Here is a 24,953-nt window from a genome sequence, read left to right on the forward strand (position 1 = left end):
TCCTACCGTATCATTCCGCTCTACTAAAGGAATGATACACAAATAAAAATTAGGTATAAAAAATGACATACGAAGTAAAATCTCTTAATGAAGAATGTGGTGTTTTCGGTATCTGGGGGCATCCAGATGCTGCTAAATTGACCTATTTTGGTCTCCACAGTCTTCAACACCGTGGTCAAGAGGGGGCGGGAATCCTCTCCAATGATCAGGGGCAATTGAAGCGTCATCGTGATATGGGGCTTTTATCAGAAGTGTTCAGAAATCCAGCTAATTTGGATAAACTGACTGGAGCGAGCGCGATTGGGCATGTTCGTTATGCGACTGCTGGCGAAGCTTCTGTAGATAATATCCAGCCCTTTCTCTTCCGCTTTCACGATATGCAGTTTGGACTTGCTCACAACGGAAACTTGACCAATGCTGAATCGCTCAAGAAAGAATTGGAACAAAGAGGAGCTATTTTCAGTTCAACTTCGGACTCGGAAATCTTGGCTCACCTCATTCGTCGAAGTCACAATCCGAACTTGATGGGCAAAATCAAGGAGGCGCTCAGCCTTGTCAAAGGTGGATTTGCTTATATCCTGCTGTTTGAGGATAAGTTGATTGCTGCGCTTGATCCTAATGGCTTCCGTCCGCTTTCAATCGGGAAAATGGCCAATGGAGCGGTGGTGGTTTCGTCTGAAACCTGTGCCTTTGAAGTCATCGGTGCCGAGTGGATTCGTGATGTAAAACCAGGGGAAATTGTGATTGTGGATGACAACGGCATCCAGTACGATAGCTATACGAATGATACCCAGTTGGCGATTTGTTCTATGGAGTATATCTATTTTGCTCGCCCTGACTCTAACATCCATGGGGTCAATGTCCATACAGCTCGCAAACGTATGGGTGCACAATTAGCGCGTGAATTTAAGCATGAGGCGGATATCGTAGTCGGTGTGCCCAATTCTTCACTCAGCGCAGCCATGGGATTTGCAGAAGAATCTGGTCTGCCAAATGAAATGGGGCTGATCAAAAACCAATACACGCAACGTACCTTTATCCAACCGACTCAAGAATTGCGGGAGCAAGGGGTGCGGATGAAACTGTCAGCTGTTTCGGGTGTTGTCAAAGGCAAACGCGTGGTCATGATTGATGATTCCATTGTTCGTGGGACGACCTCTCGCCGTATTGTTCAGCTTTTGAAAGAAGCAGGTGCGTCTGAGGTTCATGTTGCTATTGGCAGTCCAGCGCTAGCTTATCCATGTTTTTACGGGATTGATATCCAGACGCGTCAGGAGCTGATTGCGGCCAATCATACGGTCGAAGAGACTCGCCAAATCATTGGTGCAGATAGCCTGACCTATCTTTCGATTGATGGCTTGATTGATTCGATTGGTATTGAAACAGATGCGCCGAATGGTGGTCTCTGTGTCGCTTACTTTGACGGCGACTACCCAACTCCTCTCTACGACTATGAGGAAGACTATCGTAGAAGTTTGGGGGATAAGACCAGTTTTTACAAGTAGACGGATAAAGACTCTCCATGAAAGGAAAGGAAGAGAAGATGACAAATAAAAATGCTTATGCGCCACGTCTCGCTACTGACTAAAAGCTAAAGCATTTGTCAGTAGACGCTTTGCCCTATGGGACCAAAGCTAGAGCCCTGACTAGTATTTTTAGATAAAATAATTGTTTATCTAAAAATACGTCGCAATCTTCTCAAAGAAAAGGAAAAATAAAATGGCAAATAAAAATGCGTACGCCCAGTCGGGTGTAGATGTTGAAGCGGGTTATGAAGTTGTTGAGCGGATCAAAAAGCACGTGGCTCGTACGGAGCGTGCGGGTGTTATGGGAGCTCTTGGTGGCTTTGGTGGCATGTTTGACCTTTCAAAGACAGGGGTAAAAGAGCCTGTCTTGATCTCAGGGACTGACGGTGTCGGGACCAAGCTCATGTTGGCCATCAAGTATGATAAGCATGATACGATTGGTCAGGACTGTGTGGCCATGTGTGTTAATGACATCATCGCTGCAGGTGCGGAGCCTCTTTACTTCCTTGACTACGTCGCGACTGGCAAGAATGAACCAGCTAAACTAGAACAAGTCGTTGCTGGTGTGGCAGAAGGTTGTGTGCAGGCAGGCGCTGCCCTCATCGGTGGGGAAACGGCTGAAATGCCTGGTATGTATGGCGAAGATGACTACGACTTGGCTGGTTTTGCAGTTGGTGTGGCTGAAAAATCTCAAATCATTGACGGCTCAAAGGTGGCAGAAGGCGATGTTCTTCTCGGGCTTGCTTCAAGTGGGATTCACTCAAATGGTTACTCACTTGTTCGTCGTGTCTTTGCCGACTATACAGGTGAGGAAGTCTTGCAAGAATTGGAAGGCAAGAAACTCAAGGAAGTCCTGCTTGAGCCGACTCGTATCTATGTCAAGGCTGTCTTGCCACTCATCAAGGAAGAGTTGGTCAACGGCATTGCCCACATCACAGGTGGCGGCTTTATCGAGAATGTCCCTCGTATGTTTGCGGCTGACCTAGCTGCGGAAATTGAAGAAGACAAGGTTCCAGTGCTTCCGATTTTCAAAGCCCTTGAAAAATACGGTAAAATCAAGCACGAAGAAATGTTTGAAATCTTCAATATGGGTGTGGGACTCATGCTGGCAGTTAGCCCTGAAAATGTAGATCGTGTCAATGAATTACTGGATGAACCAGTCTATGAAATTGGTCGCATCGTCAAGAAAGAAAACGAAAGTGTCATTATCAAATGAAAAAAATAGCGGTTTTTGCCTCTGGTAATGGCTCAAATTTTCAGGTGATTGCCGAAGAGTTTCCGGTGGAGTTTGTCTTTTCAGACCATCGTGACGCCTATGTGCTCGAGCGTGCAGAAAAGCTCGGCGTCCTGTCCTATGCTTTTGAACTCAAAGAGTTTGAGAACAAGGCGGACTATGAAGCTGCTCTTGTCGAACTCTTGGAAGAGCACCAGATTGACTTGGTCTGCCTAGCAGGCTACATGAAAATCGTTGGGCCAACCTTATTGGCAGCCTATGAAGGCCGAATCATCAATATCCATCCAGCCTATCTGCCAGAATTTCCAGGAGCTCATGGGATTGAGGATGCTTGGGATGCTGGTGTTGCTGAGAGCGGCGTGACCATTCACTGGGTGGACTCTGGTGTAGATACAGGAAAGGTCATCAAACAAGTACGCGTACCACGTCTAGCTGATGATACCATCGAAAGCTTTGACGCTCGTATTCATGAGGCAGAGTACAAGTTGTATCCAGAGGTTATTAGAGAATTGTTAGATAAGTAAATGAAAGGAAATAACATGACTAAACGCGCCTTAATCAGCGTCTCAGACAAAGCGGGCATTGTTGAATTTGCCCAAGAACTTAAAAAACTCGGTTGGGAGATTATCTCGACAGGTGGGACAAAGGTTACCCTTGATAATGCTGGGGTGGAGACCATTGCAATTGATGATGTGACGGGCTTCCCAGAAATGATGGACGGCCGTGTCAAGACCCTTCACCCAAATATCCACGGTGGGCTCTTGGCTCGTCGTGATCTTGATAGCCACCTTCAAGCGGCCAAGGACAATAATATCGAATTGATTGACCTTGTGGTGGTAAACCTTTACCCATTCAAGGAAACGATTCTCAAACCAGATGTGACGTATGCAGATGCAGTGGAGAATATCGATATCGGTGGGCCGTCTATGCTTCGTTCAGCAGCTAAAAACCATGCCAGCGTGACGGTTGTGGTAGACCCTGGTGACTATGCAGTGGTTTTGGACGAATTGGCAACCAATGGTGAAACGACTTATGAAACGCGCCAACGTTTGGCAGCCAAGGTTTTCCGTCACACAGCAGCTTATGATGCCTTGATTGCAGAATACTTCACAGCTCAAGTGGGTGAAGCAAAACCAGAAAAACTCACTTTGACCTATGACCTCAAGCAAGCCATGCGCTATGGGGAAAATCCTCAACAGGATGCGGACTTCTATCAAAAAGCTTTGCCGACCGACTATTCGATTGCATCAGCGAAACAGCTCAACGGTAAGGAATTGTCCTTTAATAACATTCGTGACGCGGATGCGGCCATTCGTATTATTCGTGATTTCAAAGACCGTCCAACAGTGGTGGCTTTGAAACACATGAATCCGTGCGGTATCGGTCAAGCTGATGACATCGAGACTGCTTGGGACTATGCTTATGAGTCTGACCCAGTGTCTATCTTTGGTGGAATTGTCGTCCTTAACCGTGAGGTGGATGCTGCGACTGCTGAGAAGATGCACGGCGTTTTCCTTGAGATTATCATCGCACCTAGCTATACCGATGAAGCGCTAGCCATTTTGACCAACAAAAAGAAAAACTTGCGCATCCTAGCCTTGCCATTTGACGCTCAAGATGCTAGTGAGGTAGAGGCAGAATACACAGGTGTGGTTGGTGGTCTCCTTGTTCAAAATCAAGACGTGGTCAAGGAAAGCCCAGCTGACTGGCAAGTGGTGACCAAGCGCCAGCCAACCGAGACAGAAGCGACTGCTCTTGAATTTGCTTGGAAGGCTATCAAGTACGTCAAATCAAACGGAATCATCGTGACCGACGACCACATGACACTTGGCGTTGGGCCAGGTCAAACCAACCGAGTGGCTTCTGTTCGCATCGCCATTGAACAAGCCAAAGACCGTCTTGACGGTGCTGTCCTTGCTTCCGATGCCTTTTTCCCATTTGCGGATAACGTGGAAGAAATCGCCAAAGCAGGTATTAAGGCCATCATCCAGCCGGGTGGCTCAGTACGTGACCAAGAGTCTATCGAAGCAGCGGATAAATACGGCTTGACTATGGTCTTCACAGGAGTGAGACATTTTAGACATTAAAAGCAAAAGGGAAGAAAACAGTTTCTTTCCTTTTTTGGCTTAAAATGCTAAGTGAAACAAGATTAAAACGAACGTTTGTGTTATAATGTTAGTAAATAATTCGCAAAAGAGGTTGTAAGATGAAGCTGTTAGTTGTCGGTTCGGGTGGTCGTGAACATGCCATTGCTAAGAAATTGCTTGAATCAAAAGACGTTGAAAAAGTCTTTGTAGCTCCTGGAAATGATGGGATGACTCTGGATGGTCTGGCATTGGTAAATATCTCTATTTCCGAACATTCTAAATTGATTGAGTTTGCAAAAGCCAACGATATTGCTTGGTCCTTTATCGGGCCAGATGATGCCCTTGCGGCTGGGATTGTGGATGAGTTCAATGCAGCTGGTCTCAAAGCCTTTGGTCCGACAAGATTGGCAGCGGAGCTGGAGTGGTCCAAGGATTTTGCTAAGGAAATAATGGTCAAATACAGCGTTCCGACAGCAGCCTATGGCACATTTTCAGATTTCGAGGAGGCCAAGGCCTATATCGAGGAGAAATGCGCTCCTATCGTTGTCAAGGCGGATGGATTGGCTCTTGGGAAAGGTGTCGTCGTTGCCGAGACAGTCGAGCAAGCGGTCGAAGCCGCTCACGAGATGCTTTTGGACAATAAATTTGGTGACTCGGGGGCGCGAGTGGTCATCGAGGAATTCCTTGACGGAGAAGAGTTCTCTCTCTTTGCCTTTGTCAATGGGGACAAGTTCTACATCATGCCAACGGCTCAGGACCATAAACGTGCCTATGACGGTGACAAGGGCCCTAACACGGGTGGTATGGGAGCTTATGCGCCAGTTCCACACTTGCCACAGAGCGTGGTTGATACGGCGGTTGACACCATTGTCAAACCAGTCCTTGAAGGGATGATCAAAGAAGGCCGTCCGTATCTTGGTGTCCTCTACGCGGGGCTTATTTTGACAGCTGACGGTCCGAAGGTTATCGAGTTCAACGCTCGATTTGGAGATCCCGAAACACAGATTATCCTGCCTCGCCTGACCTCTGATTTTGCGCAAAATATCACGGATATTCTCGATAGCAAGGAGCCGAACATCACGTGGACGGACAAGGGCGTGACTCTGGGTGTGGTTGTCGCGTCCAATGGTTACCCGCTAGACTATGAAAAGGGCGTTGAATTGCCAGCTAAAACCGATGGCGACATCATCACCTACTATGCAGGGGCTAAGTTTGCGGAAAATAGCAGAGCACTGCTATCCAACGGTGGACGTGTCTATATGCTCGTCACCACAGCAGACACCGTCAAAGAAGCCCAAAACACCATCTACCAAGAACTCTCCCAACAAAAAACAGAAGGCTTGTTCTATCGTACGGACATTGGTAGCAAGGCAATTAAGTAAAGATATAAGAATAATGCGACGAAGTCGCCAAATACGATAATGGTCGTTTGATTAGCGAGTATTAGCGAGCTGATATAGAGCAATCACCGCCGTTGTGAAAGAACGATTGGATTATCATCCAATCGTTCAGGGAAATCGGATGACCTTGGGCTTCCAATTTAGGCATGAGACACCTTTGGTGGCTGCTACCGTCCCTCACAACCTAAGGTGATTGAAAAAAGAAAGGAAAGAAAAGGATATTAACTATGAAACCAGTAATTTCCATTATCATGGGCTCAAAATCCGACTGGGCAACCATGCAAAAAACCGCCGAAGTCCTAGATCGCTTCGGTGTAACCTACGAAAAAAAGGTTGTCTCTGCTCACCGCACGCCTGATCTCATGTTTCAACATGCGGAAGAAGCCCGCAGTCGCGGTATCAAGGTCATTATTGCAGGTGCTGGAGGCGCAGCCCATTTGCCAGGTATGGTAGCTGCCAAAACAACCCTTCCTGTCATCGGGGTACCGGTCAAGTCGCGCGCTCTTAGTGGCGTGGACTCGCTCTACTCTATCGTACAGATGCCGGGTGGCGTGCCTGTCGCAACTATGGCTATCGGTGAAGCAGGGGCGACAAACGCGGCCCTCTTTGCCCTTCGTCTTCTTTCAGTAGAGGATCAGGCTATCGCGAAAGCATTGGCAGATTTCGCAGAAGAACAAGGAAAAATCGCAGAGGAGTCTACAAATGAGCTCATCTAAAACAATCGGAATTATCGGTGGCGGTCAGCTGGGGCAGATGATGGCTATTTCTGCTATCTACATGGGGCACAAGGTCATCGCGCTGGATCCTGCGGCGGATTGCCCAGCCTCTCGCGTGGCGGAGATCATCGTGGCGCCTTATAACGATGTGGATGCCCTTCGTCAGTTGGCTGAGCGTTGCGATGTCCTCACTTATGAATTTGAAAATGTTGATGCAGACGGTTTGGATGCTGTTATCAAGGATGGACAACTTCCACAAGGAACAGACCTACTCCGCATCTCTCAAAATCGCATCTTTGAAAAGGACTTTCTTTCAAACAAGGCTCAAGTCACTGTGGCACCCTACAAGGTAGTGACTTCAAGCCAAGACTTAGCAGATATCGACCTTTCTAAAAACTATGTCCTCAAGACGGCGACCGGTGGTTACGATGGCCATGGGCAAAAGGTTATTCGTTCAGAAGCAGACTTGGAGGAAGCCCGTGCACTAGCAGACTCAGCAGACTGTGTCTTGGAAGAATTTGTCAATTTTGACCTTGAAATTTCTGTCATCGTATCAGGAAATGGCAAGGACGTGACGGTTTTCCCAGTTCAGGAAAATATCCACCGAAACAATATCCTGTCTAAGACTATTGTGCCTGCTCGCATTTCAGCAAGTTTAGCAGACAAGGCCAAAGCCATGGCAGTGCGAATTGCTGAACAGCTTAACTTGTCTGGAACACTTTGTGTGGAAATGTTTGCAACAGCTGATGACATCATCGTCAATGAGATTGCCCCACGCCCACATAACTCTGGGCACTATTCGATTGAAGCTTGTGATTTCTCCCAGTTTGATACCCACATTTTAGGTGTTCTGGGAGCACCATTGCCAGCTATCAAACTGCATGCTCCAGCTGTCATGCTCAACGTTCTCGGTCAGCACGTCGAGGCTGCTGAAAAATATGTCACAGAAAATCCAAGCGCCCACCTCCACCTGTATGGTAAAATAGAAGCGAAGCACAACCGCAAGATGGGACACGTGACTTTTTTTAGTGATATGCCGGATGAGGTTGGAGATTTTTAAAAATTCAAGTCCTTAATAAAGATTCAAATGCATGTTTACATCAGTTATTAAATAGACTCCTAAAATTGATATTGAAAATAGAATGTTTAATAATCAATATAGGCATGTAACAAATTAATATAAGCTTAATTTTCTAGTATAAACAAATATAATTTATGAATTATCAATATGCAGGATTTAGAAAGGATATTTAATGCAGTATGGTTATAATTAAAGATTCAAAATTTAAAAAAGTAGACTTAGATATAGATTTTACTGATGTTGATTTTAGAACAATTGATCCAAAATGTATGTCAGGTTACCAATTGGAAGTCGTTGAAGAAGAGATTCTAAAAAAGTTCAAATTGTTTATTAGTAATGTTAATTCTAGCGATTCATTTTTTACTTATTATAGAGGTACTCGATTAAAGCATATTTATCCAGATGTAAGTTATATTTTAGAAAATGGATTGAATAAATTCTTTATTGTTGGGGACAAAGGAGTTGATTTTATTAAAAATCAACTTGGGGATAGTCAAAATCAAATACTCTCAGAACAATTTAGTAATGAGGAGTACTTATTGAATGAAATTAAAACAAAAATAAATATTGATGAGTTCTTTTTACCCTCAGATAAAAAGATGAGGTTGAGGTTATTGCAAGCAATTGTTCATAATTGTGGGAAAGAAACTTTCTTTGATTTTAAATCTTATGTTTCCCATTATGTTTCAACTACAGTTGGAACTGGGAATTATAATATTGCAAAAAGCTTTATTGATAACGAAGGTTTTATTATTTTTGGATTTGAAAAAATCGGTAAATATTTTGTTAACTCGAAGGAGTTACAATTACTATTGACTCAGTCAGAAGAACATCAATATATCATTGATGTTGAGCAAGAAGTTATGATTGAGAATGTTTTGTGGCCTTCAAATATCTTTGGATTATTTTATATACATAATGATAAAAAGATGTTTATCATTAATCCTTGGTTGGTCGTGAAATTGCAACAAAGTGAAACTATGGAGATTGTTGCCAATGATTCTTTTGATCCTTTAATTTATGTAGATCAAAGAGATTTTGACAACCTTTATAAGGAATTAGGATATGGAGAATATATATTTAGGCCATATTGAGAAATAGATAATTAACTGAACTGATGCTAATTTTAGTTAAAAAAGAAAGGCACATGGCTACTTGTATTTTCTAAAACGAAATACAGTATTCGGATTTTATCAATTACTATGATTCAAATCATCGTTAATGCTTTTGTTGAAAAGGATAAGACTGGAGCGGTCGTCGAAGTCTTGTATGCTATTAGTGACCACGAAAAAGTGAAAGCAAAGTATGAAGAACTAGTTGCTCGAAATCCAGAAAACTATCTAGCAATTTATGATTTACCACTTGATACAGATTTGAATAGACTGGATCATTACCCATCTGTGTGGATTGGGAAAGAAGAATTTGAGTAAGGAGGAAGATTTGGAAGATACTATTTTTTATGACGACTTTTTTCATTACAGTGTAGTACTCAATACAGAGTTTATGACAGCAGCTGACTTTCTTTTTGATGGGCTAGAGAGTATGATTTACGTTACTTACTTCCAGTCTTATTCAGAATCTAAAATATTTAAAGCATATTATCAAATAGCTGTTGGTATTGAAAGAATTCAAAAAATAATATTAAATTTAGCATATAATCAGTTGGAGGGAGATAAGAAGCAGGAATTTAGTTCACAAATTGATAAAGCCTTCTATGGTCATAATCATGAGCAGTTGAATAATCTTCTGATTCAGTACATGGAAATTAAAACAAAATTACAAAAACAGGAAAATAAGTTTTTAAGTCAGTTAATGGAATTTTATTCAACTCATCGATATAGTAAATTTCAAAAAGACACTGAGCTTACTTCTTTATTTAAATTTCATACAGGTGAAAGTTTTCAAATGGACACGGAAAAATTTCATTGTCGATTGAATGAGATTTTTGATTCAGTTGAAAAAATACTATCATTTTATTTTGATATTTTGGATATTATACAATTAAAAGTGCGAAACTATTTAGGTGAGACTGGTACGGATACAAAGTTATTCATAATTTACAATTTTTCAAATGTACTGAAAAGTTTTTTTAAATTATTTATTTTAGCTAAGTTAGAATATAGAAATAGAACTTCAGATTTCTGTCCGCTTTATACAACTGTGGAGAAATCTTTGTCAAGTATTGATATTTACTTTGGTGGAAATGGTTCAACTGTAATATATGCGTTGTTTGATTACTATTATAGAACTGTTGAATCTCGAGATTGGCAAGATTTCGATTTTCCACTTCCTTTCAGAAATGGAGATAAGAGGAAATTAAAATTTCAATTAAGTGAATTAGATAAGATAGTAGCTTATTATGAAAACAGAAACCCAGATATATATAAGTTTTGGGGATTGTAGTCCCTTATTTATAAAGAAAAAGGAGAAACAACATGATCAACCGTTACTCTCGCCCTGAGATGGCGAACATTTGGAGTGAAGAAAATAAATACCGTGCTTGGCTTGAGGTGGAAATCTTGGCGGATGAGGCATGGGCTGAGTTAGGGGAAATCCCTAAGGAAGATGTGGCCTTGATTCGTGAAAAAGCGGACTTTGACATCGACCGTATTTTGGAAATCGAGCAAGAGACTCGCCACGATGTGGTGGCTTTTACACGAGCGGTTTCTGAGACTCTTGGTGAAGAGCGCAAGTGGGTTCACTATGGTTTGACTTCTACCGACGTGGTGGATACTGCCTATGGTTACCTCTATAAGCAAGCCAACGACATCATCCGTCGTGACCTTGAAAACTTCACCAATATTATCGCTGACAAGGCTAAGGAGCACAAGTTCACTATCATGATGGGGCGTACCCACGGTGTGCATGCGGAGCCGACAACCTTTGGTCTTAAATTGGCGACTTGGTACAGCGAAATGAAGCGCAACATCGAGCGTTTCGAGCATGCAGCTGCTGGTGTGGAAGCTGGTAAGATTTCTGGTGCGGTTGGAAACTTTGCCAACATCCCACCATTTGTAGAGAAATACGTCTGCGACAAATTGGGTATCCGTGCTCAGGAAATCTCTACACAAGTCCTTCCTCGTGATCTTCACGCTGAGTACTTTGCAGTTCTTGCCAGCATCGCAACTTCAATCGAACGCATGGCGACTGAGATTCGTGGTTTGCAAAAATCTGAGCAACGCGAAGTGGAAGAGTTCTTTGCCAAGGGGCAAAAGGGTTCATCTGCTATGCCTCACAAACGCAACCCTATCGGTTCTGAAAACATGACAGGTCTGGCGCGTGTTATCCGTGGCCACATGGTGACAGCTTATGAAAATGTTGCTCTCTGGCACGAACGTGATATTTCCCACTCATCAGCTGAGCGCATCATCACACCAGATACGACTATTTTGATCGACTACATGCTCAACCGTTTTGGAAATATCGTCAAGAACTTGACGGTCTTCCCAGAAAACATGATACGCAACATGAACTCAACCTTTGGTCTTATCTTTAGCCAACGTGCTATGTTGACCTTGATTGAAAAAGGCATGACCCGTGAGCAAGCTTACGACCTTGTTCAACCGAAAACGGCTTACTCTTGGGACAACCAAGTAGATTTCAAACCGCTTCTCGAAGCAGATCCAGAAGTGACATCGCGCCTTACACAAGAGGAAATTGATGAAATCTTCAACCCTGCATACTACACTAAACGAGTGGATGATATCTTTGAACGTATCGGACTTGGTGATTAATCCTAACAATAAAAAGCGAGATTCAATCTCGCTTTTTTGTATGCTTATTGAAGGGGTTTAATCTTCTTTTTTCTTAGTGAGTCCGTAGGCTGCTAGTGTGGCCATGAGTCCTGCTGCGACCAAGCCTGCAGAGTCTTGACTTCCTGTTGCAGGAAGTTGTTTTTCTTCTGCTTTGCTAGTAGTTGGTTCAGCTTGCTCAGCTTTCTCAACGGCAGTTCCGACTTCGACCACCTGAGCGACCGCTTCCTGCGATACCGCACTATTGACAAGGGTTCTTTCTTCCTTGCCGTCAGCAGTAGTGCTGACAGAGTAGAAGGCAGTACGGTGGCCGTTAGCCCCTTTAGTAACAACTTGCGTTTGTCCTTTTGGTAATTGAGGATTTTCACGTGTCACAGTAGTGAATGGAATTTCTTCCTCTTGGATATCCAGTCTTGGTTTTGTTTCTGCGGCTGGAGCAAGACCGTGTTCGTCTCCTACATGGGTTACAAGGGTTCCGACTTCAATAACTTGGGTCACTGCTTCTTGAGTCACAAGGCTATCTACAAGAGTTTTCACTTCCTTACCGTCAGCACTAGTGCTCACAGAGTAGTAATGGCTGCGACGACCGTTAGCGCCTTTAGTAACGACTTGAGTCTTCCCTTTGAGCAAGAGTGGATTTTCACGTGTCACAGTAGTGAACGGAATCTCTTCCTCTTGGATATCCAGTCTTGGTTTCGCTTCGGCAGCTGGAGCAAGGCCACTTTCATCCCCTTTGTGGGTAATAGGGGCACCGATTTCAACCACTTGGGTCACAGGTTCTTTGGTTACTTGGCTATCTAGAACGGTTTCTGTTTGTTTACCATTTTCAGTAAGGACAGAGATGTAATGAGTGCGTTCGCCATCTACACCTGGTGTGACAATCTTTTCTTGCTTAGCTGGGAGGTTTGGATTTTCCCTCTTGATAACTTCAAATGGAATCTTTTCTGCTCTTGTGATGAGTTCCGGTTTGGTTTCAACGTTGGCAGCTAGTTCATTTTCATCGAGGCTTCCTGAGTGGGTTGCTGCTGGTTTAAGGCCTAGGCGGGCTGCCTTGAGTTTGGCTACGAGAGCGTCTAACTCGGCTTGTTTGTTACGGTTGAGGTTGTAGTTGAGTGCTTCTTTAGCTGCATTTAGGGCATCCAAGCTTTCCTTGCTGTATCCTTCCAAGTTAGTAGGGATTTGAGCAAGCTCCTCACGGAGAGCATTGTAGTTAGCGCGGAAGTAGTCTTTATTGTGGTCTGCAAAGGCAGTCATGAGTTCAAAGATTTCTTCTTCCTTGTACTCGGCACTTGGTTTGTCTGCCCAGATAGCAAGCATGCTTCCAACTGTTGGAAGGTCTACTTCTGGATACTTGGTAGAAGCAAGCTGGTTAAATGGCACTTTGCCAGAGTTTTCAAGTGCTTTTGATAGTGGGTAAGCTTCATCTGGTTTGTGATTACCTAGCACGTAGTACCAGTCTCCGTTGGTATTGAGGAGTTTATAGCCTTTGCTTGCTAGGTACTGAGGCGTTGCAAGGTTGTAACCCCACCATCCTTTAGACCAGTAAGAGATGATGACATCTTTGTCAAACTCAACATCGTCCTTGTCCTCGTAGTAGAAGCCATCGTTGAAGGCCATTGGTTGAAGGCCTCTTTCTTTGGCCATAGCAGCAAGAGTGTTAGAGTACTCAGCAAACTTGCCATAGAGTCCATACCATTTGAGGTAGTACCAGCCTTGAGCGTTGGTGGCATCATTGGCATATTCGTCTGTACCGTAGTTGAAGATCTTAGTTTTGCCTGCAAAGAAGTCCATGTACTTGCCAATGAGGGCTTTGACAAAGTTCATCGCCTCTTCGTTTTCGAGGTCCATGGTTGTTTTGGAGACCTTGTCAAAGTTGGCTTGAGGATTTTGGATACCCAATTTTTCCATAGCGACAAGCATGGCATCCATGTGACCAGGGCTGTTGATCGCTGGGATGAGTCCGAGACCTTTTGATTTTGCGTACTCGATCAATTCAGTGATTTCAGCTTGACTAAGAGTGGTTCCGTTTGGATCATCGTAGTAAGCTTTTGTTCCTTCGATGATGGCCTTTTTGACATCGTCACTTGCATAAGTTTTGCCGTTAGCTGTGATGGTCATGTCATCAAGGAGGAAGCGAAGTCCATCATTTCCTAGGAGAAGATGCACATCAGAGTAGCCGAGTTCGCTCGCCTTGTCTACGATGCGTTTGAGTTGGTCGAGCGTGAAGTACTTACGTCCAGCATCGATAGAGATTACTTTGTTCTTGGCAAGCTTTTCAACTTCGCGTTTCGCGTCTTCTTCTTTTTGAGCTTCTGGTGTGAAGGTCAAATTACTTACAGCTTCTTGGAGTTTTGCGATTGCTTGGTCAATGGTATCTTGTTGGGCACGGCTGAGGTTGCTATCGAGTGAGCGAATGGCTTTTTCAGCTTCTTTTACAGCTGCGACACTTTCTGCAGTATAGCGGTTAAGGTCTGTTGGTACTTCTTTCAGAGCTTGCTCAGCAGACTCATAGTCAGCTGCGAAGTATTCAGCATTGGCATTTGCGAAGCTACGCATGAGTTTGAAGAGGCGTGATGGTGAATAGCGTGCAGATGGGGTATCCGCCCAAGCAGCTACCATACCCCCGATGAACGGGATAGTAGCCCCATCAGATTTTGGTACAGAAGTGATTGGAGTGTTCTTGATACCATTGAGTCCTTGGTCGAGGTTGTACCAGCCTTGGCCATCGGCATTTCGTCCGAGGACGTAGTACCAAGCATCGTTGGTATTAAGGATTTGGTGGCCTTTTTCAACTAAAAGTTTAGAAGAAGCGACGTCGTATCCGCCCCATCCACCAGTCCACATAGAAACGATGATGTCTTTGTCAAAGGTTCCAAAGCTAGTGTCGCTATTGTAGTAGATACCATCGTTAAAGGCCATTGGTTTGAGGCCGTGAGATTTGACGATGCGAGCAAGGTCATTAGCATAGGCGATAAATTTATCATAACCCTTGTCAGGGAATCCATCTTCTGGATACCATTTATAGGCTTGAAGAACGCTCCAGCCTTTAGCGTCTGTAGCATCATTGGCGTACTCGTCCAGTCCGATATTGAAGATATCAGATTTGCCAGCGAAGTAAGCAGCATACTTGTCGATCAGAGCTTTGGTAAATGCAACCGCTTCTTTGTTATCAAGGTCAACGGTACGAGCGGATTCCTTACCAAAGTAGTTGAAGTTAGGTTTTTGGATACCTAGTTCTTTCATGGCATGCAAAATCGCATCCATGTGACCAGGGCTGTTTACAGTTGGGATGAGACCAATGCCTTTATTTTTAGCATAGTTGATCAAGTCCGTCATCTGACTTTCTGTCAAATGGTTGCCGTTTGGATCCTTGTAGTAGGCATCAGTTCCGTTTTCGAGTGCACGTTTGACATCTTCACTGGCATAGGTTTTGCCATTTGCTGTGATCGTCATGTCGTCCAACATAAAACGCATGCCGTCATTTCCAACTAGTAGATGAAGATCAGTATAACCGTAGTGTTTGGCTTTGTCGATGATTTCTTTGAGTTGGTCTGGAGAGAAATACTTGCGTCCAGCGTCGATTGAGATCATTTTTCGTTTTGCCAGTTTTTCATTTACCTGAGCTGCTCGTTCCGTGCTAGGAGTGGCTACTGCAGGTGTGACGGCTTCATTTTTCTTTTCTGAAGGAGTGCTTTCGGCAGGAGTTTCAGCTGGGGCAGGACTCTCTTTCTCGGCAGTAGGAGTTGGAGTAGCATTTTCTGTCACAACTGGTGCGCTTGACTCTTCTGTTTTTGGAGCAACTGTTCGAGGATCCTCCTGGTCTTCTTTGACCTCCTCTTTTACAGGTTTGTCAGCCTTTTCTTCCAGTTTTTCTGGAACTTTGGAGTCTACAGTTTCTTTGACTGCTTGTGGATTCTCCTGAATAGTTTGAACAGTTTCTTCAGCTGTTGGAGCTGGAGTAATCCCGTCGGCAGATACGACTTGAGCGCTAAAAGCAAATCCTATAAGTACAGAAGCTGCCCCAACCGCGTATTTACGGATGGAGAAGCGCTGTTTCTTTTCTAGTTTCATGACAAAACCTCCTTGTTATTATCATATATGATAGCGTTTACATAAAACCAATTTTATTTTATTATCTAAGGAGTAAAATGTCAAGTGGGTTTATATAAGAACTATAATAAATGGAGGAAATCATAAGATTTAGGAGAAAATTGGGTAGTATACAATAAGTTGTGTAAACACAAAAAGGAATAAATCCGTTATAGTAGAGTTGCGAAACATTACTAGAAAGAGATTTATTCCTATGACTCAGTTTAGCACTGAACTACTTAACTTCCTAGCCCCAAAGCAAGATATTGATAAATTTTTCCGTACTTCTCTTAAAACAGCTATGAATGACCCTCTTCAAGCAGAGTTGTCAGCCCTTTTAGGGTATGAACCTTACGATAAAGTAGGCTATAATTCTGGGACTAGGCGTAATGGAAGCTATTCACGGAAATTTGAAACCAAATATGGGACTGTTCAGTTGAGCATTCCTAGAGATCGTAATGGAAACCAAAGTATAAAAAATAATGGAAAGTCTGGAGAATACGGACAATTTTTTAACTTTTTATCAGTTTCCCTACCATATTTGGCATAGCATTTATTCGACAAACCTCATTGAGTATCTCAACAAAGAAATCAAACGTCAAACGAAAAAGAAGGTTCTTTTTCCTAACGAGGAGTCTCTGGAACGTTAGTTAGTTACTTTGTTTAAAGATTATAATTTCAAGCAAAGTCAACGCATCCATAAAGGGTTTGGCCAATGTTCTGACACACTTGAAATTTTATTTGATTAAAACTCCGTAACTCTACTTGAGTGTTTACACATAATTATTGACAGTATCTCTTCTTTTATTGCCAGTCATTGCATTAAAGTTTGGTCAAAATAAAAGATATTTGCAAAGTTTTTTAGACAAGTGGTTTCGCAATAATAGAGTCAAACGTTTTTCTGTTTGTCCCCATTGTAGTAAGGGAAATGTTTTTTATCGAGAGTTTCTTAGTGAAAAATATTCTGATTTATGTTATTTTCTCATTACAAACAATGATTTATTTGAGGCTTTACGATTTTGAACAAATTGCACGAGATTTTGTAGATGAAGCTAGTAGTTATGAGAGGTTGCTTTCTCATTATTACCCGTATTTAAAAGTATATCCTGCTAATAGTATGTTAGTAGATGGAGAAATTTTAGAATTTAGCGAAAATTGCTATTGTGCCAGATGCTTAAAACAGGTTAATAGTACTCCTGTAAAATATGGAGTGATTGACTGATACTAAATTTATCTTCTTTCGATTATATAGAAGTAACTATAATATAGGAATGAAAATAAGGTATTTTTAAAGTTAGAATCTCAAAGTTAAGCACTTTGGGATTTTTAATAACTAAAAAACCAGCCTCTGTTAAGAAGCTGGTTCACTAACTCAGATAACCACAATCTAGGTTAGTAAAAAGTTGATTCAGTTCGAACAACAGTTCTAGGCTGAAAAACACATGATAAAGAAAATAAGATTTGGAATCCCGATTTTCTTTAAATAAGAAAATGCAAAAGATGAAGATTCATTTAAATCTTACAAACCTCAATTAATAAAACGACGGTTTAATTGAGCTTGTTTATCTTTTACATTTTCATTATAACTCAAAGATTTGAATAATTCAATTGCTATACTAGTCATGTAAAAATTTTATTTTTATCTCTCATGATCCAGAATGAGAGGAACCGATAGTTCGGTTCAAAAGGATGTAAGCGGCTTACGCCGCTTATTTTTTATATGTCCAGCAATGGAAAAGAGGAAAAGAGATACCCATCACTGTTAAGCCGATTTGATGTTAGCAATGGTTACTTTCAGTAAGAGTTTTAGTTCGTCCCTGCTTCTACTGTAGTGGAAATAGGGAGGATATCGAATCAAGATAGAAGATTGCCGTGGCGCTCACCCCGTTTCTTACGAAAAAGCAGAAACAATTAGTTCTTCAATCCCCTTGTTCACAATAGCTGAAAAACACATGATAAAGAAAATAAGATTTGGAATCCCGATTTTCTTTAAATAAGAAAATGCAAAAGATGAAGATTCATTTAAATCTTACAAACCTCAATTAATAAAACGACGGTTTAATTGAGCTTGTTTATCTTTTACATTTTCATTATAACTCAAAGATTTGAATAATTCAACTCTAAACTAGTCATGTAAAAATTTTATTTTTATCCCTTATGATCCAGAATGAGAGGAACCGATAGTTCGGTTCAAAAGAAAAACGCTCAGTGAGCTGGAATTGATAAAGCATTGTCTTTATTTTAACACTGACGGGTCCCTTTCATCCTCTTTATCATTTATTGATAGAGAAACATCTACCGGTCGGATTAGATGAAAGCAGCCTCTAGGAGGAACAAGACCGCGCGGTAACCTAAAAAAGGAATGAAACACACTTGAAAAAGCCTGTTGTGTCATCACGATTCAGAGAAGTCTGAAATCCGTGGCAACAGGGAGTCTTGATTGATAAGAAAAGATCAATTGGGGCTGTTTTTCAGTGTGCTTTTTTATATTTAGGGAACTGTTACGTTTGGGTCGTGCCTATCTTGCGGAAGAGCAGGGTATGCGCGACTGTTAGCAAACACCGAATTTGAAGGGACACAACGGTTCTGAACAATTCGGGGAAAGTATGTAAGCTGCTTATTTTTTATATGTCCAGCAATGGAAAGGAGGAAAAGAGATACCCATCACTGTTAAGCCGATTTGATGTTAGCAGTGGTTACTTTCAGTAAGAGTTTGGGCTCGTCCCTGCTTCTACTGTAGTGGAAGTAAGGAGGATATCTAATCAAGATAGAAGATTGCCATGGCAATCACCCCTACTTCCTTTCAAGTGTTGATTGTAAGTCTTAAAGACTGAGATTAGCACATCCTAACGAAAGGAGAGAATACACATGAATAATCCACTAATACTAATGGAGATTCTTCTTCGAATAGTTGAACAAATTCTGATACATTTTGTCAAAAAATGTGTGGATAAACTATTTGAAAAAAGAAAGTTTCGTAAGAAACGTTCGAAAAAAACGCGCCGTCGTAAAAAGCGTCGCCAAAAATAACCCTTGTTCACAATAAAAGAACATAAAAAAGCCCTTATCTAGCGCAATAGATAAGGGCTTTGGGTTTAAACAACAAATGCTTAAATCCACTATTAGATCTTTATTATACCTTATTTTTCCCCTTTTGTCAACTATCTTCACTAATAGACACGACAAACGTATGAATGTTTCTTCTCTGTTTTACCATAGACGATCACTTTTTTGACTAGATTAATTTCTTCAAATACTGGTCAAAGTTCATCCTTAAGTTGAATTTTTTCCGTCTCAAACTCATTTTCTTGCCAACATCTAACTGTTTAAGCACAGCTAAACAAAACTTATCCAGCACGTTCAAGTTAAAAGCTAATTGTTTATTCAAGGTCTTGTTGGCGTCCTCACGAAAGACAACACCCAAATAAGAATGAGCTTTTTGTTTTTTATAAAAAAGGATTTTCTTAAACTTATACTATTAGTTAGATTAGCTCATTTTTTATAAATTAAAGGGAGTTGTTCAACTGACGAATAGAGGGTATTTACTACTTCGTTTCATAAGTTTCTGTTATCAATTTGCTTCTAAAAATGAATGTGCTATAATAGTAGAATATTAATTATTTTACAGACTATGTGTAGGAGATGGATTAGATGAATCGTCCAGGAGAAAACTATCAGGAAACACATAAAAAACCAAAAAATAAACAGGAGATTTTCCTACATCTTCTACCAATTGTAGGATTAGCTCTCTTTTTTTTAGGGTTTACTGAATTTACGAAAGATGTTCTTTTGCAACTTATAGGACGGTTTTCGATGTATCTTTTACAGATACTTGCAGTTGTTCTTACTGTGTTTCTTATTTTGATACTTTGTAGAGATATAAAAGGACGTTTTTTTACTAAAAATGAAGATAACCATTTTTTGGGGGAGATTGATCAGGTCGTTTTTGACATTGGTCAAGAGCTCATCAATTTTTGGACTCCCTGCTTATTTCTAGTAGCTTTACTTCTGAATAAGCCTGCAGTCCTGATTTCTTATTTTACTCAACTTGGTTCTATATTTAAGAATTTATCTTTAATACCATTAGGAGTTCTAACATTGGTGATTATATATGATGTTATAAAGTCCCTACGGTATTTTATGAAGTGGTTCAATAGAAATTGGTTAGATATTAATGTTCAGACAGATTTACCTGAAACATCTCTTCTGGATGATGTCAAGAAAGAAACTAAAAATCTTCTGGATGATAATGATTGTTAGATTATATTGGGGCCTATTTTTATAGAATGTACGGACCCCAAAAGTTAGACAAATAATTTATCCAAAGGATTTAGTTCTGTATTGCACAGGACTAAGTCCTTTTAGTTTGACTTTAATTCGTTTGTTGTTGTAGTAATCAATGTAGTCTACAATAGCTTGTTCAAGGTCTTCTAAAGACCTAAAGTTCCTCTCATAACCATAAAACATTTCGGATTTCAAAATACCAAAGAAGGATTCCATCATACCGTTGTCTGGGCTGTTGCCCTTGCGTGACATGGATGGCTGAATTCCCTTACTCTCTAGGAACCGATGATAAGAATCGTGTTGATATTGCCAGCCTTGGTCACTATGGAGAATGGTCTTCTCATAGTGTGTCTCTGTAAAGGCCTGCTCCAGCATAGCTTTCACTTGTTCTAAATTGGGCGAAGTAGAAAGATGATAAGCAATAATTTCACTGTTAAAGCCATCTAAAACAGGCGATAAATAGAGTTTCTGTGTGCTATTTGGAATGGCAAACTCTGTCACATCCGTGTAGCACTTTTCCATCGGTTTCGACCCTTCAAACTGGCGTTGAATGAGATTCTCTGCTTTCTTACCAATCTCTCCTTGGTAGGAAGAATACTTTCGTTTCCGACGAATTCGAGCTGTTAGACCAAGGACCTTCATCAGACGTTGAACTCTTTTATGATTGACTGAATAACCACGATTCCTTAGTTAAAGAGTAACTCTCCGATAGCCATAGTTGCCTTTATGGTCATTATAAATAGTCTGAATTTCGGTTTTAAGCTCTTTATCTTTGTCAAGCCCATCTAGTTCCTTCAACTGATAGTAGTAAGTTGAGCGAGCTAAACGAGCCACTTCAAGAAGTAAATCTAGTCGAAATCCTCCTGAAACCATTTCTCTAACTGTCTCTGCCTTTCTCGCTCTAGGGCTTCGTCCCTTTCCTCTAACTCTTTTAACTTTTTTAGGTAGGCTACCTCAGTCCGTAAGCTTTCATTCTCCTCTTGAAGTCGCTCAAGTTCAGTCATTTCTTCCCAAGTTTTCTTTCGTTTACGTCCCATTTTAGCTGGTCTCCCTCTTGTTTTCTCAACAATAGTATACCCGTTTTTCTTGTATTGCGCCAACCAATTTGTCAACAGCGAACGGTCGGGTAAAGCATAATCCAAAGCTACACTTCTTTGTGAACAACCTTCCAGCAGAACTTTCTCAATCATTTCTTGTTTCAATTTAGAGGAATAGTAACGATTCTTCCCCTTTTTAACGATTTCTATTCCATAACGGTCAATTAATGTCACCATGTACTTTAGACCAGAAGCATTTACACCAAATCTTTTTGAAAGCTGTTTGAAGCTTTGCCCTTGTTTTCTGAGTTCATAGATCTGGACTTTATCATCATAAGTTAATTTCATAATAAAACACCCCACAAGTTAGACGGAAAAAATCTAACTTGTGGGGTACAGTCAAAGCTAGGCTCAAGCTTTTTCTTAATGACCTCGGTTACATGAGATGAATTTGATTTTGTAGTAGTCTGCTCGCTTATAAGTTTCACTATAGGCAAGGACTTGGCCAGTGGCCTCAAGTTTTGTAGTCTTCGTTTGGAAGACAGTTGGGAATTGTGTATCGATTCCGAGTACAGAAGCAGCATGCTCTGGTGTTGGGAATGCGATTTCGTTGATTTCCTCAAAGTGTTCATCACTCATGTGAATGCGGTAATCCAATTTGAAACGTGTATAGATAGAGCTATAATAATCAAGATTTGGATAATTGGCATTGATGTATTGCTCAGGAATATAAGATGTGTGGTAGATGTATGTTACGTCGTTTGTCTGACGAATACGTTCAATCTTATAGTAGAATTGATCTCCACGTAGTCCAAGTTTATCTAAATATTCAAGTTTGTTTCCGCGCTCGATAGAAAGGACAGTAACTTTATCGTCTTTTGTTTCAAAGATTTCGACATCTGAAAACTCAACGAGTTTGTGCTTACGGGCACGTGAAACGAAAGTTCCTTTACCTTGTTGACGGACAATATAGCCGTCTTTAGCAAGGTCATTTAGGGCACGAACAACTGTGATTGAACTCACATCGTACATCGCGATCAATTCGGCTTCTGTATAAAATTTATCTCCGCTTGCAAATTGACCAGAGATGATTTTGTTTTTTAATTCATCTTTAATATATTGGTATTTAGGAATAGCCATAAATTTCACCTCGATTCTCTTTCTCCAATTTTGATTTTACCACAAATATAAAGAAAAGAGTAGTATTAAGGTCAAAAAATTAAAATAATAGACTAAAAATGTTATTTTACATGTAAAAAAATTCATTTGATGTTCTTGTGAATTATCATACATAAAAAGATCGTTTTCATGCTATTTTTAGATAATTTCGGTAAACGGTAAGTAAAAAAATAGAAAAATTTTAAATAATTTTCTAAAACCTATTGACAAATGCAAAAGATTTGATTATAGTTAATATTATAATAAATGAAAGCGCAAACTTAATTCGTCAGAGGTAATAACATGACCAGATTTAAAATTGAGGACGATTTCTATTTAGACGGAAAACCGTTCAAGATTTTGTCCGGCGCCATTCATTATTTTAGGATTCCAGCAGAGGATTGGTATCATTCTCTCTATAACTTAAAGGCGCTTGGCTTTAATACAGTCGAGACCTATGTGGCTTGGAATTTACACGAACCTGTTGAAGGGGAGTTTGATTTTGAAGGTGCCAGAAATTTGGAGAGATTTCTTCAAATTGCACAAGATCTGGGTCTCTATGCCATTGTACGCCCGTCTCCATTTATCTGTGCGGAATGGGAATTTGGTGGCTTGCCGGCTTGGCTCTTGACCAAGGACATGCGAATTCGCTCGTCCGACCCGGCCTACATCGAGGCTGTTGCTCGCTATTATGACCAATTATTGCCAAGGCTTGTACCTCGCTTGTTGGATAATGGTGGAAACATTCTCATGATGCAAGTCGAAAATGAATATGGCTCTTATGGAGAAGATAAGTCTTATCTACGAGCAATTCGAAAATTGATGGAAGACCGAGGGATTGATTGCCCACTCTTTACTTCAGATGGCCCATGGAGGGCTACTCTGAAAGCCGGAACCTTGATCGAAGACGACCTCTTTGTGACAGGAAACTTCGGTTCTAAAGCTCCGTACAACTTTTCACAGATGCAGGAATTCTTTGATGAGCATGGCAAGAAATGGCCCCTCATGTGTATGGAATTCTGGGATGGTTGGTTCAACCGTTGGAAAGAACCCATCATCACACGGGATCCTAAAGAATTGGCAGAAGCTGTTCGAGAGGTATTGGAGCAAGGCTCTATCAACCTCTACATGTTCCATGGAGGGACAAACTTTGGTTTCATGAATGGTTGCTCAGCTCGAGGGACTCTGGATTTGCCACAAGTCACATCTTACGACTATGATGCCCTTCTCGATGAAGAAGGAAATCCAACTGCTAAATACTTAGCAGTCAAGAAGATGATGGCAACCCACTTCCCAGAGTATCCACAGTTGGAACCACTCTATAAGGAAAGCATGGAGATAGGGTCCATTCCATTGGTCGAAAAAGTTTCCTTGTTTGAAACCCTGGATAATCTCTCTAGTCCTACTGAAAGCCTCTATCCAAAAGCGATGGAAGAACTTGGTCAAAGTTATGGCTACCTTCTCTACCGCACTGAGGCAAGTTGGGATGCAGAAGAGGAACGTCTCCGTATCATCGATGGACGTGACCGAGCTCAACTCTTTGTAGATGGTCAATGGATTGCTACTCAATACCAGACAGAGATTGGTGAAGATATCTACTGTCAGGGCAATCGAGAAGGCTTTTCAGAGATTGACATCTTGATTGAAAATATGGGGCGTGTCAACTACGGTCATAAGTTCTTGGCAGATACGCAACGTAAAGGAATTCGTACAGGTGTCTGCAAAGATCTACATTTCTTACTGAATTGGAAACAATATCCACTGCCACTGGATAATCCTGAGAAGATTGATTTTTCAAAAGGATGGACAGAAGGACAGCCAGCCTTTTACGCTTTCGACTTTACTGTTGAAGAGCCGAAGGATACCTACTTAGACTTGTCTGAGTTTGGTAAGGGAGTTGCCTTTGTCAACGGGCGTCACTTAGGACGTTTCTGGAACGTCGGCCCGACCCTCTCACTTTATATCCCTCATAGCTATCTCAAGGAAGGTGCTAACCGCATCATCATCTTTGAAACTGAGGGCGAATATAAAGAAGAGATTCATTTAACTCATAAACCTACACTAAAACACATAAAGGGGGAAAACTTATGACAATTGTAGGATGCCGTATCGATGGACGTTTGATCCACGGTCAAGTAGCCAATCTTTGGGCTGGAAAACTAAATGTTTCACGCATTATGGTTGTAGACGACGAAGTTGTTAACAACGATATTGAAAAGAGTGGTTTGAAACTTGCGACACCACCAGGTGTGAAACTCAGTATCTTGCCAGTTGAGAAAGCAGCAGCAAATATCCTTGCTGGTAAATACGATAGCCAACGTCTCTTTATCGTTGCACGTAAACCAGACCGTTTCCTTGGTTTGGTTGAAGCAGGTGTTCCGCTTGAAACACTCAACGTCGGCAATATGTCTCAAACACCAGAAACTCGCTCTATCACACGTTCTATCAACGTGGTAGACAAGGATGTGGAAGATTTCCACAAACTAGCAGAAAAAGGTGTGAAACTCACTGCTCAAATGGTTCCAAATGATCCAGTTTCAGACTTTTTGAGCTTATTAAAATAGGAAAAAATTTTTAGGAGGTCATTGT

Annotated in this window: 19 protein-coding genes and 3 pseudogenes; 18 read left to right on the top strand and 4 right to left on the bottom strand. The window is 41.3% G+C overall.

The window, feature by feature from the left end; all coding sequences use genetic code 11:
• The first annotated feature begins 62 nt into the window (after positions 1-62).
• The 12 genes from purF (at position 63) to purB (ending at position 11,778) form a co-directional block, all read left to right on the top strand.
• Complete coding sequence (gene purF / locus MP387_RS00210) at positions 63-1,505, top strand: amidophosphoribosyltransferase (protein ID WP_242746697.1); 1,443 nt, start codon at positions 63-65, stop codon at positions 1,503-1,505.
• Between the two features lie 214 nt (positions 1,506-1,719).
• The gene (gene purM, locus MP387_RS00215) at positions 1,720-2,742 is read left to right on the top strand and encodes a phosphoribosylformylglycinamidine cyclo-ligase (RefSeq protein ID WP_242746700.1); all 1,023 of its coding nucleotides are present in this window, start codon (positions 1,720-1,722) and stop codon (positions 2,740-2,742) included.
• Complete coding sequence (purN, locus tag MP387_RS00220; protein WP_242746704.1) at positions 2,739-3,284, top strand: phosphoribosylglycinamide formyltransferase; 546 nt, start codon at positions 2,739-2,741, stop codon at positions 3,282-3,284. The genes purM and purN overlap by 4 nt, the downstream gene beginning before the upstream one ends.
• 15 nt (positions 3,285-3,299) lie before the next feature.
• Positions 3,300-4,847: a bifunctional phosphoribosylaminoimidazolecarboxamide formyltransferase/IMP cyclohydrolase gene (gene purH, locus MP387_RS00225; protein ID WP_242746706.1), complete on the top strand. Its 1,548-nt coding sequence runs from the start codon at positions 3,300-3,302 to the stop codon at positions 4,845-4,847.
• Positions 4,848-4,966: 119 nt separating this feature from the next.
• Positions 4,967-6,229, top strand: a complete 1,263-nt coding sequence (gene purD, locus MP387_RS00230; protein WP_242746709.1) for a phosphoribosylamine--glycine ligase — start codon at positions 4,967-4,969, stop codon at positions 6,227-6,229.
• Between the two features lie 94 nt (positions 6,230-6,323).
• Positions 6,324-6,440: a phosphoribosylaminoimidazole carboxylase gene (locus tag MP387_RS09150; RefSeq protein WP_341275345.1), complete on the top strand. Its 117-nt coding sequence runs from the start codon at positions 6,324-6,326 to the stop codon at positions 6,438-6,440.
• A 34-nt stretch (positions 6,441-6,474) separates the two neighbouring features.
• Positions 6,475-6,963 (top strand): 5-(carboxyamino)imidazole ribonucleotide mutase, encoded by a 489-nt coding sequence (gene purE / locus MP387_RS00235; RefSeq protein WP_242746712.1) that lies wholly within the window; start codon positions 6,475-6,477, stop codon positions 6,961-6,963.
• Positions 6,950-8,023 carry a 5-(carboxyamino)imidazole ribonucleotide synthase gene (gene purK / locus MP387_RS00240; RefSeq protein ID WP_242746714.1) on the top strand — a complete coding sequence of 358 codons (1,074 nt, stop codon included), beginning with the start codon at positions 6,950-6,952 and terminating at the stop codon, positions 8,021-8,023. Before purE ends, purK begins: the two co-directional genes overlap by 14 nt.
• A 200-nt stretch (positions 8,024-8,223) precedes the next feature.
• Entirely contained in the window at positions 8,224-9,138 is a 915-nt protein-coding gene (locus MP387_RS00245) for a hypothetical protein (protein WP_125423447.1), read from the top strand.
• Positions 9,139-9,246: 108 nt separating this feature from the next.
• Entirely contained in the window at positions 9,247-9,474 is a 228-nt protein-coding gene (locus tag MP387_RS00250) for a phosphoribosylaminoimidazole carboxylase (RefSeq protein WP_125423444.1), read from the top strand.
• Between the two features lie 10 nt (positions 9,475-9,484).
• Positions 9,485-10,447, top strand: a complete 963-nt coding sequence (locus MP387_RS00255) for a hypothetical protein (RefSeq protein WP_242746717.1) — start codon at positions 9,485-9,487, stop codon at positions 10,445-10,447.
• Between the two features lie 32 nt (positions 10,448-10,479).
• A complete protein-coding gene (purB, locus tag MP387_RS00260) occupies positions 10,480-11,778 on the top strand; it encodes an adenylosuccinate lyase (protein ID WP_049506259.1) in 1,299 nt (432 codons plus the stop codon).
• Between the two features lie 57 nt (positions 11,779-11,835).
• Here the strand turns inward: purB and strH are convergent, their stop codons facing one another.
• A complete protein-coding gene (gene strH, locus MP387_RS00265; RefSeq protein ID WP_242746720.1) occupies positions 11,836-15,867 on the bottom strand; it encodes an LPXTG-anchored beta-N-acetylhexosaminidase StrH in 4,032 nt (1,343 codons plus the stop codon).
• 232 nt (positions 15,868-16,099) lie between these two features.
• Here strH and MP387_RS00270 point away from each other — a divergent pair.
• From MP387_RS00270 to MP387_RS00280, 3 genes and pseudogenes are all read left to right on the top strand, one after another.
• Positions 16,100-16,634, top strand: a pseudogene (locus tag MP387_RS00270) (transposase).
• 179 nt (positions 16,635-16,813) lie between these two features.
• Positions 16,814-17,107 (top strand): hypothetical protein, encoded by a 294-nt coding sequence (locus MP387_RS00275; protein ID WP_242746722.1) that lies wholly within the window; start codon positions 16,814-16,816, stop codon positions 17,105-17,107.
• Between the two features lie 1,646 nt (positions 17,108-18,753).
• On the top strand, positions 18,754-18,915 hold the full coding sequence (locus tag MP387_RS00280) for a hypothetical protein (RefSeq protein ID WP_242746724.1): 162 nt from the start codon (positions 18,754-18,756) through the stop codon (positions 18,913-18,915).
• 205 nt (positions 18,916-19,120) lie between these two features.
• Here MP387_RS00280 and MP387_RS00285 read toward each other — a convergent pair.
• Positions 19,121-19,312: pseudogene (locus tag MP387_RS00285) on the bottom strand (ISAs1 family transposase); the annotation flags it as partial.
• Positions 19,313-19,536: 224 nt separating this feature from the next.
• Here MP387_RS00285 and MP387_RS00290 point away from each other — a divergent pair.
• Positions 19,537-20,145: a hypothetical protein gene (locus MP387_RS00290; RefSeq protein WP_242746726.1), complete on the top strand. Its 609-nt coding sequence runs from the start codon at positions 19,537-19,539 to the stop codon at positions 20,143-20,145.
• A gap of 57 nt (positions 20,146-20,202) precedes the next feature.
• Here MP387_RS00290 and MP387_RS00295 read toward each other — a convergent pair.
• A pseudogene (locus tag MP387_RS00295) lies at positions 20,203-21,554 on the bottom strand (IS3 family transposase).
• Positions 21,555-21,629: 75 nt separating this feature from the next.
• Positions 21,630-22,346 (bottom strand): GntR family transcriptional regulator, encoded by a 717-nt coding sequence (locus tag MP387_RS00300; RefSeq protein WP_001007181.1) that lies wholly within the window; start codon positions 22,344-22,346, stop codon positions 21,630-21,632.
• Between the two features lie 321 nt (positions 22,347-22,667).
• Here MP387_RS00300 and MP387_RS00305 point away from each other — a divergent pair, with 321 nt between their 5' ends.
• Positions 22,668-24,455: a glycoside hydrolase family 35 protein gene (locus MP387_RS00305; protein WP_242746728.1), complete on the top strand. Its 1,788-nt coding sequence runs from the start codon at positions 22,668-22,670 to the stop codon at positions 24,453-24,455.
• Positions 24,452-24,928 (top strand): PTS sugar transporter subunit IIB, encoded by a 477-nt coding sequence (locus tag MP387_RS00310; RefSeq protein WP_000156968.1) that lies wholly within the window; start codon positions 24,452-24,454, stop codon positions 24,926-24,928. The genes MP387_RS00305 and MP387_RS00310 overlap by 4 nt, the downstream gene beginning before the upstream one ends.
• The last annotated feature ends 25 nt before the right edge of the window (positions 24,929-24,953 follow it).

The organism is Streptococcus oralis, from assembly GCF_022749195.1.
GTDB classification, from domain to species: domain Bacteria; phylum Bacillota; class Bacilli; order Lactobacillales; family Streptococcaceae; genus Streptococcus; species Streptococcus oralis_CI.

Excerpts from the sequence above, each read along its gene's own strand:
- MP387_RS00290 (WP_242746726.1), top strand. The coding sequence starts at position 19,537 with ATGAATCGTCCAGGAGAAAACTATCAGGAAACACATAAAAAACCAAAA.
- purF (WP_242746697.1), top strand. The coding sequence starts at position 63 with ATGACATACGAAGTAAAATCTCTTAATGAAGAATGTGGTGTTTTCGGT.
- MP387_RS00300 (WP_001007181.1), bottom strand. The coding sequence starts at position 22,346 with ATGGCTATTCCTAAATACCAATATATTAAAGATGAATTAAAAAACAAA.
- purB (WP_049506259.1), top strand. The coding sequence starts at position 10,480 with ATGATCAACCGTTACTCTCGCCCTGAGATGGCGAACATTTGGAGTGAA.
- MP387_RS00310 (WP_000156968.1), top strand. The coding sequence starts at position 24,452 with ATGACAATTGTAGGATGCCGTATCGATGGACGTTTGATCCACGGTCAA.
- MP387_RS00280 (WP_242746724.1), top strand. The coding sequence starts at position 18,754 with ATGAATAATCCACTAATACTAATGGAGATTCTTCTTCGAATAGTTGAA.
- purN (WP_242746704.1), top strand. The coding sequence starts at position 2,739 with ATGAAAAAAATAGCGGTTTTTGCCTCTGGTAATGGCTCAAATTTTCAG.
- MP387_RS00250 (WP_125423444.1), top strand. The coding sequence starts at position 9,247 with ATGATTCAAATCATCGTTAATGCTTTTGTTGAAAAGGATAAGACTGGA.
- MP387_RS00275 (WP_242746722.1), top strand. The coding sequence starts at position 16,814 with ATGTTTTTTATCGAGAGTTTCTTAGTGAAAAATATTCTGATTTATGTT.
- MP387_RS00305 (WP_242746728.1), top strand. The coding sequence starts at position 22,668 with ATGACCAGATTTAAAATTGAGGACGATTTCTATTTAGACGGAAAACCG.
- purH (WP_242746706.1), top strand. The coding sequence starts at position 3,300 with ATGACTAAACGCGCCTTAATCAGCGTCTCAGACAAAGCGGGCATTGTT.
- MP387_RS00245 (WP_125423447.1), top strand. The coding sequence starts at position 8,224 with ATGGTTATAATTAAAGATTCAAAATTTAAAAAAGTAGACTTAGATATA.
- purK (WP_242746714.1), top strand. The coding sequence starts at position 6,950 with ATGAGCTCATCTAAAACAATCGGAATTATCGGTGGCGGTCAGCTGGGG.
- purD (WP_242746709.1), top strand. The coding sequence starts at position 4,967 with ATGAAGCTGTTAGTTGTCGGTTCGGGTGGTCGTGAACATGCCATTGCT.
- purE (WP_242746712.1), top strand. The coding sequence starts at position 6,475 with ATGAAACCAGTAATTTCCATTATCATGGGCTCAAAATCCGACTGGGCA.
- strH (WP_242746720.1), bottom strand. The coding sequence starts at position 15,867 with ATGAAACTAGAAAAGAAACAGCGCTTCTCCATCCGTAAATACGCGGTT.
- purM (WP_242746700.1), top strand. The coding sequence starts at position 1,720 with ATGGCAAATAAAAATGCGTACGCCCAGTCGGGTGTAGATGTTGAAGCG.